The organism is Paenibacillus sp. HJGM_3 (assembly GCF_045062745.1).
Lineage (GTDB): Bacteria > Bacillota > Bacilli > Paenibacillales > NBRC-103111 > Paenibacillus_AA.
This window is the reverse complement of sequence record NZ_JBJGED010000003.1, coordinates 237350-253595: the sequence shown is the minus strand read 5'-3', so window position 1 is coordinate 253595 and position 16246 is coordinate 237350. Positions and strand designations below refer to the sequence as shown.

At 59.3% G+C, this 16246-nt stretch carries 13 protein-coding genes; 6 read left to right on the top strand and 7 right to left on the bottom strand.

Features of this window, described 5'->3' with window-relative positions:
* Window positions 1-28: 28 nt before the first annotated feature.
* From ACI5FR_RS05185 to ACI5FR_RS05170, 4 genes are all read right to left on the bottom strand, one after another.
* Entirely contained in the window at window positions 29-2293 is a 2265-nt protein-coding gene (locus tag ACI5FR_RS05185; protein ID WP_405451226.1) for a glycosyl hydrolase family 28-related protein, read from the bottom strand.
* Between the two features lie 187 nt (window positions 2294-2480).
* Window positions 2481-4733: a glycosyl hydrolase family 28-related protein gene (locus ACI5FR_RS05180; protein WP_405451223.1), complete on the bottom strand. Its 2253-nt coding sequence runs from the start codon at window positions 4731-4733 to the stop codon at window positions 2481-2483.
* A gap of 40 nt (window positions 4734-4773) precedes the next feature.
* Window positions 4774-6432: a hypothetical protein gene (locus tag ACI5FR_RS05175; protein WP_405451220.1), complete on the bottom strand. Its 1659-nt coding sequence runs from the start codon at window positions 6430-6432 to the stop codon at window positions 4774-4776.
* Window positions 6433-6646: 214 nt separating this feature from the next.
* Window positions 6647-7246: a hypothetical protein gene (locus ACI5FR_RS05170; RefSeq protein ID WP_405451218.1), complete on the bottom strand. Its 600-nt coding sequence runs from the start codon at window positions 7244-7246 to the stop codon at window positions 6647-6649.
* 181 nt (window positions 7247-7427) lie between these two features.
* On the opposite strand from ACI5FR_RS05170, the gene ACI5FR_RS05165 reads away from it, so the two are divergent.
* A complete protein-coding gene (locus tag ACI5FR_RS05165) occupies window positions 7428-7769 on the top strand; it encodes a VOC family protein (protein ID WP_405451215.1) in 342 nt (113 codons plus the stop codon).
* A 68-nt stretch (window positions 7770-7837) separates the two neighbouring features.
* Here the strand turns inward: ACI5FR_RS05165 and ACI5FR_RS05160 are convergent, their stop codons facing one another.
* Complete coding sequence (locus tag ACI5FR_RS05160; protein ID WP_405451212.1) at window positions 7838-8086, bottom strand: glutaredoxin family protein; 249 nt, start codon at window positions 8084-8086, stop codon at window positions 7838-7840.
* 264 nt (window positions 8087-8350) lie between these two features.
* Here ACI5FR_RS05160 and ACI5FR_RS05155 point away from each other — a divergent pair, with 264 nt between their 5' ends.
* From ACI5FR_RS05155 to ACI5FR_RS05145, 3 genes are read left to right on the top strand one after another with little or no spacing between them, the layout of a single operon-like run.
* Window positions 8351-9334: an ABC transporter ATP-binding protein gene (locus tag ACI5FR_RS05155; protein WP_405451209.1), complete on the top strand. Its 984-nt coding sequence runs from the start codon at window positions 8351-8353 to the stop codon at window positions 9332-9334.
* The gene (locus ACI5FR_RS05150; RefSeq protein ID WP_405451207.1) at window positions 9331-10134 is read left to right on the top strand and encodes an ABC transporter permease; all 804 of its coding nucleotides are present in this window, start codon (window positions 9331-9333) and stop codon (window positions 10132-10134) included. Before ACI5FR_RS05155 ends, ACI5FR_RS05150 begins: the two co-directional genes overlap by 4 nt.
* 3 nt (window positions 10135-10137) lie before the next feature.
* Complete coding sequence (locus tag ACI5FR_RS05145) at window positions 10138-10920, top strand: ABC transporter permease (protein WP_405451204.1); 783 nt, start codon at window positions 10138-10140, stop codon at window positions 10918-10920.
* Between the two features lie 2 nt (window positions 10921-10922).
* On the opposite strand, the gene ACI5FR_RS05140 is transcribed toward ACI5FR_RS05145, so the two are convergent.
* Window positions 10923-12035 (bottom strand): SGNH/GDSL hydrolase family protein, encoded by a 1113-nt coding sequence (locus tag ACI5FR_RS05140; RefSeq protein WP_405451495.1) that lies wholly within the window; start codon window positions 12033-12035, stop codon window positions 10923-10925.
* A gap of 236 nt (window positions 12036-12271) precedes the next feature.
* Between ACI5FR_RS05140 and ACI5FR_RS05135 the strand changes: the two genes are divergently transcribed.
* Together ACI5FR_RS05135 and ACI5FR_RS05130 are read left to right on the top strand one after the other, a co-directional pair.
* Complete coding sequence (locus ACI5FR_RS05135; protein WP_405451202.1) at window positions 12272-13168, top strand: aminoglycoside phosphotransferase family protein; 897 nt, start codon at window positions 12272-12274, stop codon at window positions 13166-13168.
* A gap of 21 nt (window positions 13169-13189) precedes the next feature.
* Window positions 13190-14029: a sugar phosphate isomerase/epimerase family protein gene (locus tag ACI5FR_RS05130; protein ID WP_405451199.1), complete on the top strand. Its 840-nt coding sequence runs from the start codon at window positions 13190-13192 to the stop codon at window positions 14027-14029.
* Between the two features lie 78 nt (window positions 14030-14107).
* Here the strand turns inward: ACI5FR_RS05130 and ACI5FR_RS05125 are convergent, their stop codons facing one another.
* Window positions 14108-16231 (bottom strand): hypothetical protein, encoded by a 2124-nt coding sequence (locus ACI5FR_RS05125; protein WP_405451197.1) that lies wholly within the window; start codon window positions 16229-16231, stop codon window positions 14108-14110.
* Window positions 16232-16246 lie beyond the last annotated feature (15 nt).

The following is a 16246-nucleotide window of genomic DNA, read 5'->3' as shown; positions in this document are numbered from 1 at the left end:
GTTTTTTTGCACTTTTTCCAGGCTGCGACTAGCTTAGGATGCCATAGTCGCGCAGAGTCTGTTTCACCCGGTTGATCTCGGTTTCCAGCTCCGCTAAGGTAGACCCGCTCGTATCGACTACGGCAGGCAGCTTGCCTATGCTGCCGAAGGCCATATAGGACGGGGCGGCGAATGTGACGGGACTCGATGCCACGGTCGCCGTCAAGTTCGCGTTCAATCTCACCTCATGACCCGAAATACGGACGACCCGCCGGAGCTGATTGCCCTGCTCGATGCGGATCCATTGCTCCGGCTGCAGCTGCGACACGTCGTTCACGACGAGATACGGCGTCCCGACGGCACCCGTCCCGGTCACGCCGGTCAGTGTCCCAGCGGTCCCCGTGGCCGTAACCTTGAAGCCGGCGGGCGTCTTGCCGGCGTCGACGCTCAGGCCGGTGACGAGCACGATCTCGCCCTGAATGTAGGTGCCGGAGGCCGGCGGGAACGAGGCCACGGTCTTGGCCGGCGGCCCATCCGTCTGGACCGACGGGCTTACGCTGAACCAGAGGCCGCCCTGCTTCGTGGTGATCAGGTTGTTCTTCACCGAGACGTTCGTGAACGTCCCGTCGAAGTCGTTGACCCGGATCGAGAACAAGCCCTTCGCCTGGTCGTACGTATCCGAGATGTAATTGCCGGAGATGTCCGCCCCGTTCACCGTCGACCGCAGCAGGATGCCCGCGCGGTACAGCTCGGACGAGGCCGGGTAATGCCCGGCGTTGACGATCATATTGCCCGTAATCTTGATGTTCGTCGACACGCCCACCTTGGTCCCGCTGCCCACCCGAATACCTGTAACCGGCGCATTGCGGATGAGATTGTCGCTGATGACGACATTCGTGCAGTCGCAGTTGCGGAACAAGCTGATGCCGAAGGCACCGTCGTTCAATGAGGATCGGCGGGTGAACTCCTCCTCGAACACGATCGTGTTGCCCGTAATCGTAATGTTCTCGTAGGGCCCTACGTCCACGGAGCCGCTGGCGGTCGAGATGCCGGTCGTGAGCGAACGCAGGTGCACTGTGTTGCTCAAATGGATCGTATTGTTCGAAATCACCACATTCTTGAGGCCATATTGCAGCCGGGGCCATAACTGGATGCCTTGATTGGCGTTGCTGATCGTATTGTTCGTGACCGTCATGTCGCAGTATGCGCCGCTCGATTCGCTTGCCTGCAGGTTGATGCCGGTGTAGTAGCCGTCGCTGACGTTACCTGAGATGACGCTCGTGCCCGCATGGGTCTCGATCGCGCCCCTCGCCTTCTGACTCGGCTCGGCGTAGAACAGGCAGTTCGATACCGTGTGGCTGCGCCCGTTCACATAGATGGCCGAGTTGTCGTAGTCAGGATCGCCCTTCGCGCGGACGAAATTAAAGCGGCAGTTCGTGATGATGGCGTTTTTCGCCGTGTTTTTGTTCAAGGTAATCGTGTTGATGCCGCAGGTAGGGTCAAACGTACAGTTGTCGATGACAATGTTCTCGTAGTTGTAGAGGCCGATTACGAACTGCCAATAGTACGAGTCCGTCCTGGACAAATCGATGTTGCATGTCAGGTTGTTCTTCGGGTTCTGGTCGACACGCAGATGGGAGATGCGAACGTCCCGGAGCGGCGTCGCGGAGCTGGCGCCGAACACCATGCCGTAGTCGCCGGCGTTGTCCTTCACCTTGATCACGGTGCTGGTGCCTTCTCCGAGGATGTTGACGTTGTTGCGCAATGAGATCCGAGTCGATCCGGAAGGCGATACGATGTAAGTCCCGTTCGGGAGAAACGCCGTACCTCCGCCCCGCGCCGACGCGGCATCGAGCGTCCGCTGGATGGCGGCCATGTCGTCTGTGACGCCGTCGCCCTTCGCGCCGAACCACTTCACATTCAAGTACGGCGTCTCCAGCAGCCGCTTGAACCTCGCCCCGCTCGCCGACACGACGACGAGCCCGGTATCGTCGGCCGAGGCCGTGTCCGCCGGATCATAGACGAAGTGCCCTTCCTGGCCGGGGTTCGTCACCAGGTAAGCGTAGTCTGTGCTCGGGTCGGTCATCGCCCGCAGCTCCTCCATCGTCGTAGAGACGACGAAGGCGAGGTCGGCGATATCCTTGGGCTTCGTCTTCCCGTCCTTGCCGTATACGGAATCCGTCACGGATGCTCCGTCTTTGCCGTTCACGACGTTCATCATCGTGCCGAACATGACCGCCGCGGCGCCGGCCGCCCCCATCGACTTCAGCAGCTTCCTCCGGCTCATCGTCCGGTTGTCCGTCTCTTCCCTCATTCCCATAGCCTCCTCGAATAATGGATTGCTTAGCGGCCGGCAGCGATTGACAGTAAGCGTTTCCATGCCGCTCCAATACCGATATCATAGCTTGGATGAGAGGCGAAAGCTTTGTAGAATTCATCGCAGTTTTTGCATTGCTTTTTGCATCTTTATTCGGTTTTTTTGTACATTTTCGAGGCTGCGCCTAACTTAGAATTCCATAGTCCCGCAGAGCCTGTTTCACCCGGTTCATCTCGGTTTCCAGCTCCGCTAAGGTAGACCCGCTCGTATCGGCTACTGCAGGCAGCTTGCCGATGCTGCCGAAGGCCATATAAGACGGAGCGGCGAATGTGACGGGACTCGATGCGGCGATCGCCGTCAAGCTCGCGTTCAATCTGACCTCAAGGCCCGAGATGCGGACGATCCGCCGGAGCTGATTGCCCTGCTCGATGCGGATCCATTGCTCCGGCTGCAGCTGGGACACGTCGTTCACGACGAGATACGGCGTCCCGACCGCCCCTGTCCCGGTCACGCCTGTCAGCGTGCCCGCAGTTCCCGTAGCCGTCACCTTGAACCCAGCCGGCGTTTTGCCCGCGTCAACACTCAGCCCCGTGACGAGTACGATCTCGCCTTGAATGTACGTGCCGGAGGTCGGCGGGAACGACACCACCGTCTTCGCCGGCGGCGCTTCCAGATGGACCGATGGGCTTACGTTGAACCAGAGGCCGCCCTGCTTCGTGGTGATCAGGTTGTTTTTCACCGTCACGTTCGTGAACGTCCCGTCGAAGTCGTTGACCCGGATCGAGAACAAGCCCTTCGCCTCGTCGTATGTATCCGAGATGTAATTGCCGGAGATGTCGGCCCCGTTCACCGTCGACCGCAGAAGGATGCCCGCACGGTACAGCTCGGAGGTCGCCGGGTAATGGCCGGCATTGACGATCATGTTGCCGCTGATCTTGATGTTCGTCGACACCCCCACCTTGGCCGTACTGCCCATCCGGATCCCGGTCACCGGCGCATTGCGGATGAGGTTGTCGCTGATGAGGACGTTCGTATAATCGCAGTTCCGGTACAGGCCGATGCCGTACGCTCCTTCGTTCAACGACGCGCGGCGGGTAAACTCCTCCTCGAACACGATCGTGTTGCCCGTAATCGTGATGTTTTCATGGGGTCCTACGTCCGACGAGCTGCCCGCCGTCGCGATTCCGGACGTAAGGGTTCTCTGGTGCACCGAATTGGCCAAATGAATCGTGTTGTTGGAGATCACCACATTTTGAATCCCGTATTGCAGCTGGGGACCGAACTGAATCCCTTGGTTGGCGTTGCTGATCGTATTGTTCGTGACCGTCATGTCGCTGTGTACGCCGCTCGCTTCGCTGGCTTGCAGATTGATCCCGGTGTAGTAGCCGTCGCTGATGTTGTCCGAGATGACGCTGGTGCCTCCGTGCGTCTCGATCGCGCCCCTGGCCTTCTGACTCGGCTCCGCGTAGATGAGGCAGTTCGCTACGGTGTGGCTGCGCCCGTTCAGGTAGATGGCGGAGTTGTCATAATCGGGGTCGCCCAGCGCGCGGACGAAACGGAAACGGCAGTTCGTAATGACGGCATTGCGGGAGGTGACGTTATTGAGGGTAATGGTGTTGTTGCCGCAGGCGGGGTCGAATGTAACGTGGTCGATCACAATATTCTCGTAGTTGTACAGGGCGACGGCAAACTGCCAGTAATACGAGTCGGTCCTCGACGAATCGATGTTGCACGTCAGGTTGTTCGCCGGGTTCTGGTCGATGCGGAGATGGGACATTCGCACATCCCGGACCGGTGTGGCGGAGCTGGCCCCGAACACCATGCCGTAGTCGCCGGCGTTGTCCTTCACCTTGATGACAGTGCCGCCGCCCTCTCCGAGGATATCGACGTTGCTGCGCAGCATGATCCGGTTCTGCCCGGAGGGCGACACGATGTACGTCCCCTGGGGGAGGAACACGGTGCCGCCGCCCCGGGCCGACGCGGCATCGATCGTCCGCTGGATCGCCGCCATGTCATCCGTCACGCCGTCGCCCTTGGCACCGAACCACTTCACGTTCAAGTACGGCGTCTCCAGCAGCCGCTTGAAGCGCGCTCCGCTCGACGACACGAGGACAAGGCCGGTATTGTCGATCGAGGCCGTATCCGCCGGATCGTAGATGAAATGCCCCTCCTGGCCCGCATTCGTGACCAGATAAGCGTAGTCCGCGCTAGGGGCGGTCATCGCCCGCAGCTCCTCGATCGTCGAGGGGACGACATAACCGGCACCCGTCAAACTCGCGGTCCCGCCTCCCTCTCTATACACCGCGCCCAGCACCGAAGCGGCCGATCCTCCGGTTGCGCTCATCATGGCGCCGGCCATCGCCGCCGCCGCGCCGGCGGCCCCGGCCGCCAGCAGCTTCCTGCGACTCATCTTCTTGCTGTCTTTTTGCTCCTCCATGTCATTCCCTCCTCATAACGTTTGGATGAAACAACTCGGTCTAGCTCAGGAGCTGATGCGCGAGCGGAAGCTCCCCGATGAAGAACGTTCCCCCGGCTTCATACGTTTCCCCTGCGGCGGCCGTATACTGCTCGAACGGCTGCGGGTACAATTTTTGCATCGTGGCGTCCCGGTGCTGCAGCCACACGACCGAGCCGGTGCTCCGTTGGCCCGGCATGCCCTGCCGCAGCGTCTTGGCGATATCCTGGATCGTCATCGCGACCACCGTATCCGGCTCGCCGGAAGTTCCGGAAGCGTTATGAATGTACGCATAGCTGACCGCTTGATCATTCTCGGCCAAATCGGTTTTGCTGCCGTCGGTCGCGGTGGCGGCATAGACATTGCCGAAGCTCGTGATGAACTTGTCGGCGAACGAGCCGACTACGGGGAACATCATGCCATAGCCGGCGAGAATCGTAACCGGCCGCAGCCATTTCACCCGCGCTTTGATCGAGACGCCCAGTGCGCTGACGGTGTGGACGCATTGAATCTCGGCCACGGGGTTGGACGGATCGCCGGGATGCCGGCCTAGCAGCTGCTGCACGATCTTCACCGATTTCACCGGCCGGACCGAGGCGTCCGGCGTCCAGTCGACGATCTCGGCATCGTCGAAGTACACGCGCTGGGAAACGGCGAACACAGTCCCTACGTTCACATGTTCAGGGAGGAAATGGTAGGGCAAGCCGGAATTCGCCGGGGTCATGTTGAGCGCGAACTCCTTGTTGCTCCAGGAATGCAGGACGTCGAACCGCTTAACCGGGGTTAGCGTCTGGCTCTCTCCGTAAATGATGGCGGTCCGGTACTTGTCGTCCTGCGAAGAGTAGCTTGCCGCATTGCGGACCCAGCCTCTAGACGTGCCGGGCCCTCCGGAGGGCGGATGGCCGGGATCGTCGCCTTGGAACGTACCGACGACGGTATGCATCCCGTTCGCCAATCCTCGCGCAACCGGCCGAGACGCGTAGTTGCCGGTAAACTTCTGATCGGCGGGCACGGCATCGATGTGGGTGCTGACCGACGCTGCGACGACCCCGTCCACACTGAGCTGCCAGACACCTCCCCGTGTATCCGTGAAATGCTGAAAGTTAAAGCCGGTCCCTTCGAACGTGAACGTAAAGGTCGCGCCCACCTGCGTCGTATAGTCGTTAGGCGGAAATCCGGTCACCCACGTCCCGGTCTTGCTCGCATAATCCAGAGCGTTCATCCGCATGTACTGGATGTCGAGATCCGATACGGCCCCGTACTGCATTTTGATGAAATCGTCGTTCGTGTCTTTGATGAAGGCATAGTGGGCGCAGCGTTTGCCCTTGAACGGGATCAGCGCTTCCACGCTGCGGTTACCCGTAACCTTGGCATAGAGCGTCACGGCCGTTTCGTTGTGCTCCCGGAGCAGCTGGACGTAGTCGACTTGGGGATAGGAGCCGGAGGAGGCGGTACTCACCGGACCGGGAGCCTGCCCGCCCGCCGCCGCCAAACTCGAGACCGCCCCTGCGGCAAGCTCCGGCCTAGGCTCCCCTAGAGCCCGGCTGCATACCAAGGCGACGCCCGCCGCCCCCATCGACGCCAGCACCGATCTTCGCGTCCATCCCTTGCCGCTCCTCTCCTTGCTCACACTCCCGCTGTCGGCTTGATCTGCCGAATCCGATGGCCTTTGGTTCAACATCAATTCCACTCCGTTCCCTCGTTAGAATGGTGAGGGTCGGCCCTTGCGCATCACGCACTCCGGCCTCCCTCCTATCGCCATCATAGCTTGGAGCGAGGCCGAATTTCTTTGTCTTTTTATTCGTAAAATTTGCACCTTTATCTCCAAAAAAAGAAGAGCGAGAGAGGCTCCGCCCAGCGGCACGGCACCTACTCTCGCTTCTATCTATCCTAGGTCAGTTCGTCAGTAACTCGTCTCCCCCGCCGCTCCGGGAGTAGCTGTATTGAAGCAGCAGCCTCATCTCCAGCCACTGCACATGCTTGAGCAGCCGCTCAGCCGCTTCATCGCGCGGTGAAGTCACGCACTGCTCCACCAGATCTACGAACAGGTAAGGGTCCCAACCGTTCCCGGCCAGCAACCGGTCCAACAATTTCTTGAGCGTTGAGCTGGCGACCATCTCAGTCTCGCTGCGCATGTAGCCGCCGGCCTGCTCGAACAATTCCGGATACACGGGATGGCTGCCCACCATGCGAAACCAATATTTCGCGTTGCCGTAGTCTCCCTCCATCCGATGCATGATGCCGTGCCAATAGCTACCGGTCGAAGTATGGATGTCTTGCGACAACGTATGCGAGCGATCGAGACTTTCGTTCAACAGATGAAGCCCCGCCTTCACGGCCAACGCATAGGCTAGACGCTCTCCCGCAAAACCGTCCGTTCGCAGCTCTGCGATCTCCAGGTCGATCCGTCCGTCGGGTTGTTCCGTCGGGCAGATTGCCGGCTTATGTTCGACAAGCTGCTTGGCCAACTCGCTGAACTTGTCATTCCAACTCATGGGCTTCCAACCTCCATTCGGATTCACCATATCTATCTAGCATTCGGGACCGGACTCCCCAAATCCTATATTACGAAACTGCATTCTGACCATGCTCAATATATGGTATAATGTGGTAAATCAATAAGATGGTAGTAAGGCTTTGAACAATAACCATACTTTTGAATAGAGGAGTAATCAAATGCCAGATCAAACAATGATTACAGGAATTACGGCCATTTTCATCCCAGTGCCGGATGTAGAAAAGGCGAAAGATTGGTACGAGAAATACCTTGAATTGAAATGGAACGGATTCTGTTTTGTAGTGCCGTCAGGACCTCCTATATTCCTTACAGAATCTAAGGACCGATGGGAATTACAGGCCTTATCTTTCAAAGTCACAGATGCTCATGAGCTTCATAAAAAATTAGAAACTCACGGGATACGAGTCCAAGCAATTCGGGAGATTCCTGGTATAGGAAAGGAATTCGATTTTTATGATCCCTTCGGTAATAAGTTGCAGGCAACACAACCTTCCTTTTGATAGATAGAACGAACAGCCCCGGCAGACAGAGATCCGCCGGAGCCGTCTGGCAACCGTAAGGCAAGAGCTTATCGAACGTCCGCCAGCAGCTTCTTCAGCTCTTCGGGCTGGAAGCCCTTGACCGCACGCTCACCGACGACCGTCACCGGAATGCCGAGGAAGCCCAGCTTCTCGACCGCTTCGCGCGCGGACGCATCCGTGAGCACGTCCTTTACTTCATAGGCGACGCCCTCGGTCTTCAGGAGCTGCTTCACCTTCTCGCAATCCTGGCAGCCGGGGGCGGAATAAACGATCGCTTGGTTGACGCTTGTGCTCATGAGTAACCCTCCCATCCGTATAAATCCTGGGGTCCCCGCAAAGTAATCGGAATAAGCTCCAAAGGCTCACGTCACTTTGTGGGGTATCTTACCTCTCATTATGCGCCATCCGTTCCCTTGACACAACCCGTCCCTAGAGGATGATGAGGCGAGACAATCGTTTTACTTATTTTCTCCCTTGTCCTCCTCCCGCCGGAAGCCTACAATGGTAAATGCTTCATTTTGGGAGCAACCTCAAAATTGAATAAGGAGGAATAAGCGCAAGTGATCGAACTGCATGGGATCAGCAAGTCCTTCCAAGTGGCGAAACGTACCACAGGTCTGTTGCAAGCGGCAAAAGCGCTATTCGTACGCGAGCACACCACGGTGCACGCCCTGAAAGACATCTCCTTCTCCATCCCCGCCGGGGAAATCGTAGGCTACATCGGCCCGAACGGGGCGGGCAAATCCACAACCATCAAAGTCATGAGCGGCATTCTCGTCCCGGATCACGGAACCTGCAGCATCAAGGGCTACACGCCCTGGAAGGAGCGCGTCCCCTACGTCCGCAACATCGGCGTCGTCTTCGGGCAGCGCACCCAGCTGTGGTGGGACGTCCCGGTGATGGATTCGTTCGAGCTGCTGCGCGACATCTACAAGATTCCGCCGGCGGACTTCCGCGCCACCCTGGACCTGCTGGTCGACAATCTCGACCTGGGCGCCATCCTCCACACTCCGGTCCGCCAGCTAAGTCTGGGCCAGCGGATGCGCTGCGAGATCGCCGCCTCCCTGCTGCACAGCCCCGACATCCTCTTCCTCGATGAGCCAACGATCGGCTTAGACGCCGTATCCAAAGTCGCCGTCCGCCAGTTCATCAAGACGATCAATAAAGAAAAAGGCGTCACCGTCATCCTGACCACCCACGACATGAGCGATATAGAAGCGTTGGCGAACCGGATTATCCTGATCGGCAAAGGCAGTGTCCTGTTCGACGGCAAGCTGTCCGACCTGCGCAATCGCTACGATACGCATAAAACGATTACCGTCGATTATCGCGAGACGGAAGCCGAGCCGGCGCTCGACATTCATGGGACGACCGTCATGTCGCGAACGTCCGAAAGAGCCGTACTGTTGGTCAATACGGAGCAGGCGCTCGTCTCGCACGTCATCAGCGAGCTGTCCGGAAGGTTGGAGCTGATGGACGTGGCGGTGGAAGCGCAGCCGATCGAGGAGTTGATCGTGAAGCTGTATAAGGAGCACCGGATATGAAAGCGTATTATTCCGTCTTACGGCTTCGGCTCATGCTAGGGCTGCAATACCGGTCGGCGGCGTTCGCCGGGATGGCGACCCAGTTCTTCTTCGGCTTCATGCACATCATGGTATTCATCGCGTTCTACGCCTATTCGACGCAACCCATGACGATGACGCTCGACGAGGTGGTCACTTACACTTGGCTCAAGCAGGCTTTTCTAGCGCTGATCATGCTGTGGTACCGGGACAGCGAGCTGTTCCAGCTCATCACGAGCGGGAATGTCGCCTATGAGCTGTGCCGGCCGGCCGGCATCTATGAATTCTGGTATGCGAAGCTGATGGCCCAGCGCATCTCCGCCGCGCTCTTGCGCTGCGCGCCGATTCTCCTCATCGCGTTCTTCCTGCCGGAGCCGTTCCGGCTCGATCTGCCGGAGTCCGTACCGGCGTTCCTGCTGTTCGTCCTGACGCTCGCGCTCGGGCTGCTCGTCATGGTGGCGATCTCGATGCTGATGTACATCTCGGTGTTCGTCACATTATCGCCAACCGGCTCGCTGCTCCTGTTCGGTATTCTGGGCGACTTCCTCGCCGGCATGATCATCCCGATCCCGCTTATGCCCGGCCCGCTGCAGCAGGTCGCGGAGCTGCTGCCGTTCCACCTCATCGGCGACTTGCCGTTCCGGGTGTACTCCGGGCAGATCCCGGTATCGCAAGCACTGATCAGTGTTCTCAAGCAGCTAGTCTGGCTCACTGCGCTTATCGGGCTGGGGAAGTTGCTGATCCGTCAGGCTCTGCGCAAAGTCGTCATCCAAGGAGGTTGACCGGTGAGCTTATATTTACGCTATGTGCTAATTCTGTTCAAGTCCCAAATGCAGTACCGGACCTCGTTCTGGCTGCTGACGATCGGACAGTTTTTCATCCCGTTCTCCATGTTCGCCGCCCTCTACCTGCTGTTCGAGCGGTTCGGCCAAATTCAGGGTTGGAGCTTCGCCGAGGTTGCGCTATGCTTCGGCGTGATCCACATGTCGTTTGCGGTCAGCGAATGCTTCGCCCGGGGCTTCGACGCGTTCTCGAGCCTCGTGGCCGGGGGAGACTTCGACCGGCTGCTCGTCCGGCCGCGCAGCACGTTCCTGCAGGTGCTCGGCTCGAAATTCGAGTTCACCCGCTTCGGCCGACTGTTCCAGAGCGTCGTCGTGCTGGCCGTCGCTATCAACGGGCTCGAGCTTGAGTGGACGGTGCCGAAGGCGGCGCTGCTCGTCCTCATGATCGCTAGCGGCACGTTCATCTTCACCGGCATCTTCATGCTCGCCGCGACACTCTGCTTCTGGACGATCCAGGGGCTTGAGGTCGTCAACGTCTTCACCGACGGGGGGCGCGAGATGGCCCAGTACCCGCTGAACATTTATTCCAAGTGGGTGACGCGCTTCTTCACCTTCGTCATCCCGTTCGGCTGCGTCAATTACTTGCCGCTCCTGTACTTGCTCGGTAAGGCGGAAGGCGCCGGCTGGACGTACATGCTGCTGCCGCTAGCCGGCTTCCTGTTCCTCCTCCCTTGCCTCTTCGTCTGGCAAGTCGGGGTCCGGCATTACCGATCCACCGGCTCCTAGCGCTACTTGAGGTACGGCTTGATCGCCGCGGCATACTTGTCCGCGAGGAACTGATGGCCGGCGTCGGTCGGCAGCACTTGGTCGCTCGACACATACTGCGCGTAGTTCGCGGCTGTCCAGGCGCCGGCCAGATCGATGAATACCGCCTGGCTCGTCGCCTTGACCGCATTCTGAATGCTGGCGTTGTACGGCTGCAGTTGCTTGTCGCTGTAGCTCGGGGTAGAGACGATCCCGCTTACGAAGATCGGGACGGCCGGCAGCTCCTTCCTTAACGCCGTTAACAACGACGTGTAATCCGCCTGCATCTTCCTCGGGTCGGACGGGATGGCGTTCAGGCCGTAGACGAGCAGTACGTAGTCCGGCTTCTCCGCAACGACGTCCGCCCGGTACCGGTTCAGGCCGCTGTCGAGCGCGTCCTTGCCGGAATTCACCGCGACGTCGGTCCCGGCGACGCCCTGATTGACCGTCTCGACGCCGAGCAGGCCGCCGAGGAGAGCGGTGAACGATTTCGCGCCCCAATCGGTCGCGTTGCCCCCCTCGACGTAGCTGTGGCCGAGCACGACCAATTTCTTCGCAGCAGGCGACGCCGGCTGCTTGAGCTCGGAGCCGTTCTCGATCCACAAGCCGTCGATCTCCGCGGCATGGGAGAAAGCGATCTCGATCGTATGCCAGCCGGCTGCCCCCTTATAGAGCGGGATATCGAGGGCGGAGCCGTCGGCCGGCAGCGTCTGGCGTACGACCGGCTGCTTGTCCACCGTGACGGTGAGCGTACCGCCAATGGCCCGCTGCTTCAACACCGCGGAAGGGCTGTTCGTCATCAACTGAGCCTTGCGCCCTATGCGCGCGGCCTTCTTCACTTCGCCCCAGCCCGATTCGCTCGCCTGGCTCCACGATCCGTTCGTGTACAGCCAAGCCGGATCGGTCGCCTCGACGAGCTTGTCCGGCTTGCCCGACGGGGCCGAAGCGGCTGCGCTCCCGGACGACGGAGACGAGCCGCCGCCGGGCACGGCCTGCTCGGCTGCCGCATAACCCACAGGCTGCAGCAGCGCCTGACGCTCCCGGTTCATATTCCAATGCCGTTGTCCCGCTATCATAACGCCGATATAAATTAGCACAAGCAGCAAACTGACCCACCGTAACACGGCATTCGCCACCATATCCACCTACAGTCCTATTTTTTCCATCTTTAGTATTATAGCAAGAGGAACCGGATTCGGTTATAGGAATTTTTCATCTATACGGGACATCTCCTTCTGGTATACTTAGAACCGTAAACCCCTTTAAGTAACGTGCTGTCACCAATGTAAAATCCGTCCTGTATTTCCATTCCACTTGGAAGAGAGGGAACGACATGCATCCGAATTTGCCCGATCCGATGAACTTGGTTCAAGAGCTGAAGCACAAGGGGATTGTCGAACCGGATTGCGAGGTCTCCGAGCGGTTGAGAGGGACGACCTTGGGTACCGTGTACGTGCTGAAGGCAGCCGGTCAACCGGCTTATGTGCTGAAACTGGACGATCCGCAGCAAATTTATATCACCGCCCGATTCCTGACGGGTTATAGCGGCAACCCGCTGTTGCCCCGACTCCTTTATGCCGATCCACAAAATGAATTCATCGTATACTCCTATATCCAGGGGAGCGCCTTCCCCGCCCGCGGCCCGAAGAAGGGTTGGCTGCCAGCCGTCGCCGAACGGCTGATCGGCGCCTATGTCGTCGCGGAAGATCACCACGGCTGGGGGTGGATGGATGAACCGGCCGATTCCTGGCTAGACTTCATCCAGGAGCGCATCCAGGAAGCCCGCGCCGCAATCGGCGACCTGCTCCCCGAAGAGGAGCACGCGATGGTGCAGCAGCTCGCCCTTCCCCACGCCGCGGCGGTGCTCGAGACCGCCGGGCCGGGCATCGGGCCGGCCTACTGGCTGCATGGCGACTGCGGAGTTCACAATTTCCTGTTCGAGCAGGGAGAGCTGACAGGCGTCATCGATCCTAGCCCCATGATCGGGCCGCCGCTCTACGATCTCGTCTTCGCCTTCTGCTCCTCCCCCGACGATCTGTCGCCGGACACCCTGCTGGATGCGGCTGACGCCATGCCGACCGGCGACTCGGGACCGCTTCCCCGTTCTCTCCTCATCCGGGAGACGGTGATCCAGCTGTATTGCCGGATCGCCACGTGTTTGCGCCACCATCCGGATGATCTGCCCGCTTACCTAGAAGCTTGGGCCGAGTGGAAGAACGCGCGATCCTAACCATGAAGGAGGCAACTAACGTTGACACGTCCGTTTGGGATACATGCCCACTGCTTCGGCCGCCTGCCCGTGGCCGAGCTCGCCCGGCAAGCCGGCGACGCCGGCTTCACTTCGGTCCAGCTCGCGCTCGACAAAGCGCTGTCCGATCTGGACTGCACCGCGGGACGGCTCAGCCCGGGGCTCGGGTCTTATATCGCGGAGACGTTCCAGCGCCAAGGGGTGCGAATCGCCGTCTTGGAATGCGGCATCGACCCGATCCATCCGGACCCTGACGTGCGCCGGCAAGGCGTGAAGCGGTTCAAGGAGCATCTGAAGTTCTGCCGGGACTTCGGCTGCAGCGTGGTGGCGACGGAGACCGGCCGTCTGAACACGTACTGCCAGGAGTTCCCCGACGACTATGAAAAGAAGGCGTGGGGCATTCTCCGTCACTCGCTCTACGAGCTGGCGGAAGAGGCGGAACGCTGGGGCGTCATCGTCGGTATCGAGCCGTCCATCCCCTTCGTCATCCAGCGCGCCGAGGATATGCGCCGGATGCTCGACGAAGTCGTCTCTACGACGCTCGGCGTCGTGCTCGATCCGTGCAGCCTGCTGGACACCGACAACGCCGGCCGGCAGGATGAGATCGTCCGGGAGGCGTTCGACCTGCTGAGCGACCGGGTCGTCGCCTTCCACGCGAAGGATGCGCTCCTGCGGAGCGACAGCCTGCTCACGCCGACGGCGCTGGGCGAAGGCGACGTCAATGTGCCGCTCTTCCTCCAACTGGCCCAGGAGCGCAAGCCGTATACCGACATCATCCTGGAGTGCCTCGAGGGCGAGCAGATTGGGAGATCGCTCGAGTATGGGCGGCAGCAGTGGGGCTAGCGCTGGGACATCGTACGCAAACATCAATAGGCTGTCGGATGCCCATGGGGCTCTCGACAGCCTATTTCATTCCTTTAGTTAGCTGACAACCTGGTAGGCAAACTGCACCTCAAGCCCCTGAGCCGAAGAAGCATTGAGAACTCGCAGCTGCAGTTTTCTAGGACCGCTAATGCCGTCAACCGCGTAAGGGGCGGCCAGATTTTTGGACTGCAGCGCGGAGGATGCAGCGAGGGCACTGCCTCCGGCACTGGAGCCGTCCGCATCCAGCCGCACGTCGCACGTTCCGGAAGCTAGTTTGACGGTTACTTTCACAATCCTGATTTTCTGGCCATCGAGATATAAAAAGTTTTTGAGATCGTAAAGCCCCGCCGCAACCGGACCCGGAACTTGTGCGCTTAACCATCCGTCAATTTGTTCGATGCCTTTATTGCCTATGAATCGGGTTTGACTGGACTGAGTGCCGGTTAACAGATAAGGCCCTACCGTGTTTCCCTTTAGATCATTATCGCTGACCAGCACGTCCCCCGCTTCGCTGACAACCCCATAATCCTGGCGCTGAACGCCGTCAGCCAGAGCGCCAATGACATTGCCGACCACCACAACCCGGGACGCGCTAGACCTGAGGTTGATGCCCGCACCGTTGCGCCAAGCCGTTCCGCCCGCAAGGTAGCTATTCGCGAAGTTTACGCCCTGCAGATCGAATTGGGTCGGGCTAACCACCGTGATCTTCCATTTGCCGTTGGCCTCTGCAGTACCCGACACGCCCTGAATGCTGATCCGGTCGTCCGTGACCCAGCCATGCGCTGCACTAGTAGTGATGCGAACCCCGCCGGAGCCATTATCGGAAACGTTAGAAATGGTCCTGGCAAACGCCGGATGCGCAGTTCTGCCATTGTTGCCGATCAGACAGCCGGTGACGGTGACCCGCGACGAAGCGATGTCGATGCCGTTCCGGCCGCAGCCCCGAATCACGCAGCCGTTAAATGTCGCATTGCCTGTGAAGCTGGGCGCAATCCTTACATTGTCCTCTTCGCCGTCGCACGAGATGTAAGTATTGGCGAATTGTACCTGAGAGCCGGCTTCCAGCAGCACCGGTACCCCATGCGCATTCTCGAACCCGCCGCCCTCAAAGTACAGAAACTTCGGTCCCGCCTGACCCGTGGTGTTTCGGAGCCACAATCCATGCCTCCCGAACAGGATCGCCGTTGCAAAAAACTTGATCGAGCCGCCCGAACCGTCAATAACAAGGTTATCCGTATTCGGATTCGATGTTCCCGCCGCGATGGCGCACTGCGAGAATTCAACCGGGTCTGCCCTGGATGTATCGTTAACGCCGTTTAGTAAAATGACTTGCTCCCCGTTAAAGCCGGACCAGACGCAGTTTTGAAATCTGACGGTGTTGCACGCTCTAAGCGTAATACCGTTATAGCCGTTCTTGAATCTTGCATTGTAAAAGGAGAGCATATAATTGCCGGCCGTGCCGTTGCGTTCCGTAGCGATGAAGCTGCCTCCGGTTAACCCCTCGCCCCGCATTTGCAGGCCCGAGAAGCCTCCGCCGCGAACCCCGGAAAGCAGAAAGCCATGTTCAGCTCCTGTAGCCACGACGTATTGCGTAGCATACGCATCATTGTCCGTACTTCCGGCACCTTCAAAGACGATCGGCACACTAACAACGGTTACCGTATGCTCGATCCGGACGATGCCGGGACCTGTCTCGATCACGCCGCCGGCTACAAGCGCATTCACCGCAGCCTGCATACGCGCGGAGTCATCTTCCAGGCCGAGGCCCCTCCATCCGAACCAGCCGAGATTCAAGCGGTTGGTATAGGGTCGCTTCCATCGCCCGTCGGCAACCCCGGCCACAGCGAAGACCGTGCCGCCGTTATCGGCCTCCGTGCTATCGGCATCCCAATACACCGTGCCGCCGCCTGTTCCGGGGGTGTCCTCGTAATAGCCCAGCAAACTCACTTGCTGGCCATCCGCAACGCCAGGTGTATGGCGCAATTGATCGACGCTCTTCAGCTCGGTCTGAACATCTTTCAGTTTGATTTTATCGTCGTCTTTCTTCCCGTACACCGCCTCGCTGACCGTCGCCTCTTTCCCGAACGCCGGGACCGCAAACATTACGGCAGCGCTTGTCGCCGCCATGGAAGCTAGAAGTTTTCTTCTGGAGATTGTTTTGCCAGGCCCTTGATCCTCCATTTAATACCCCTCCTA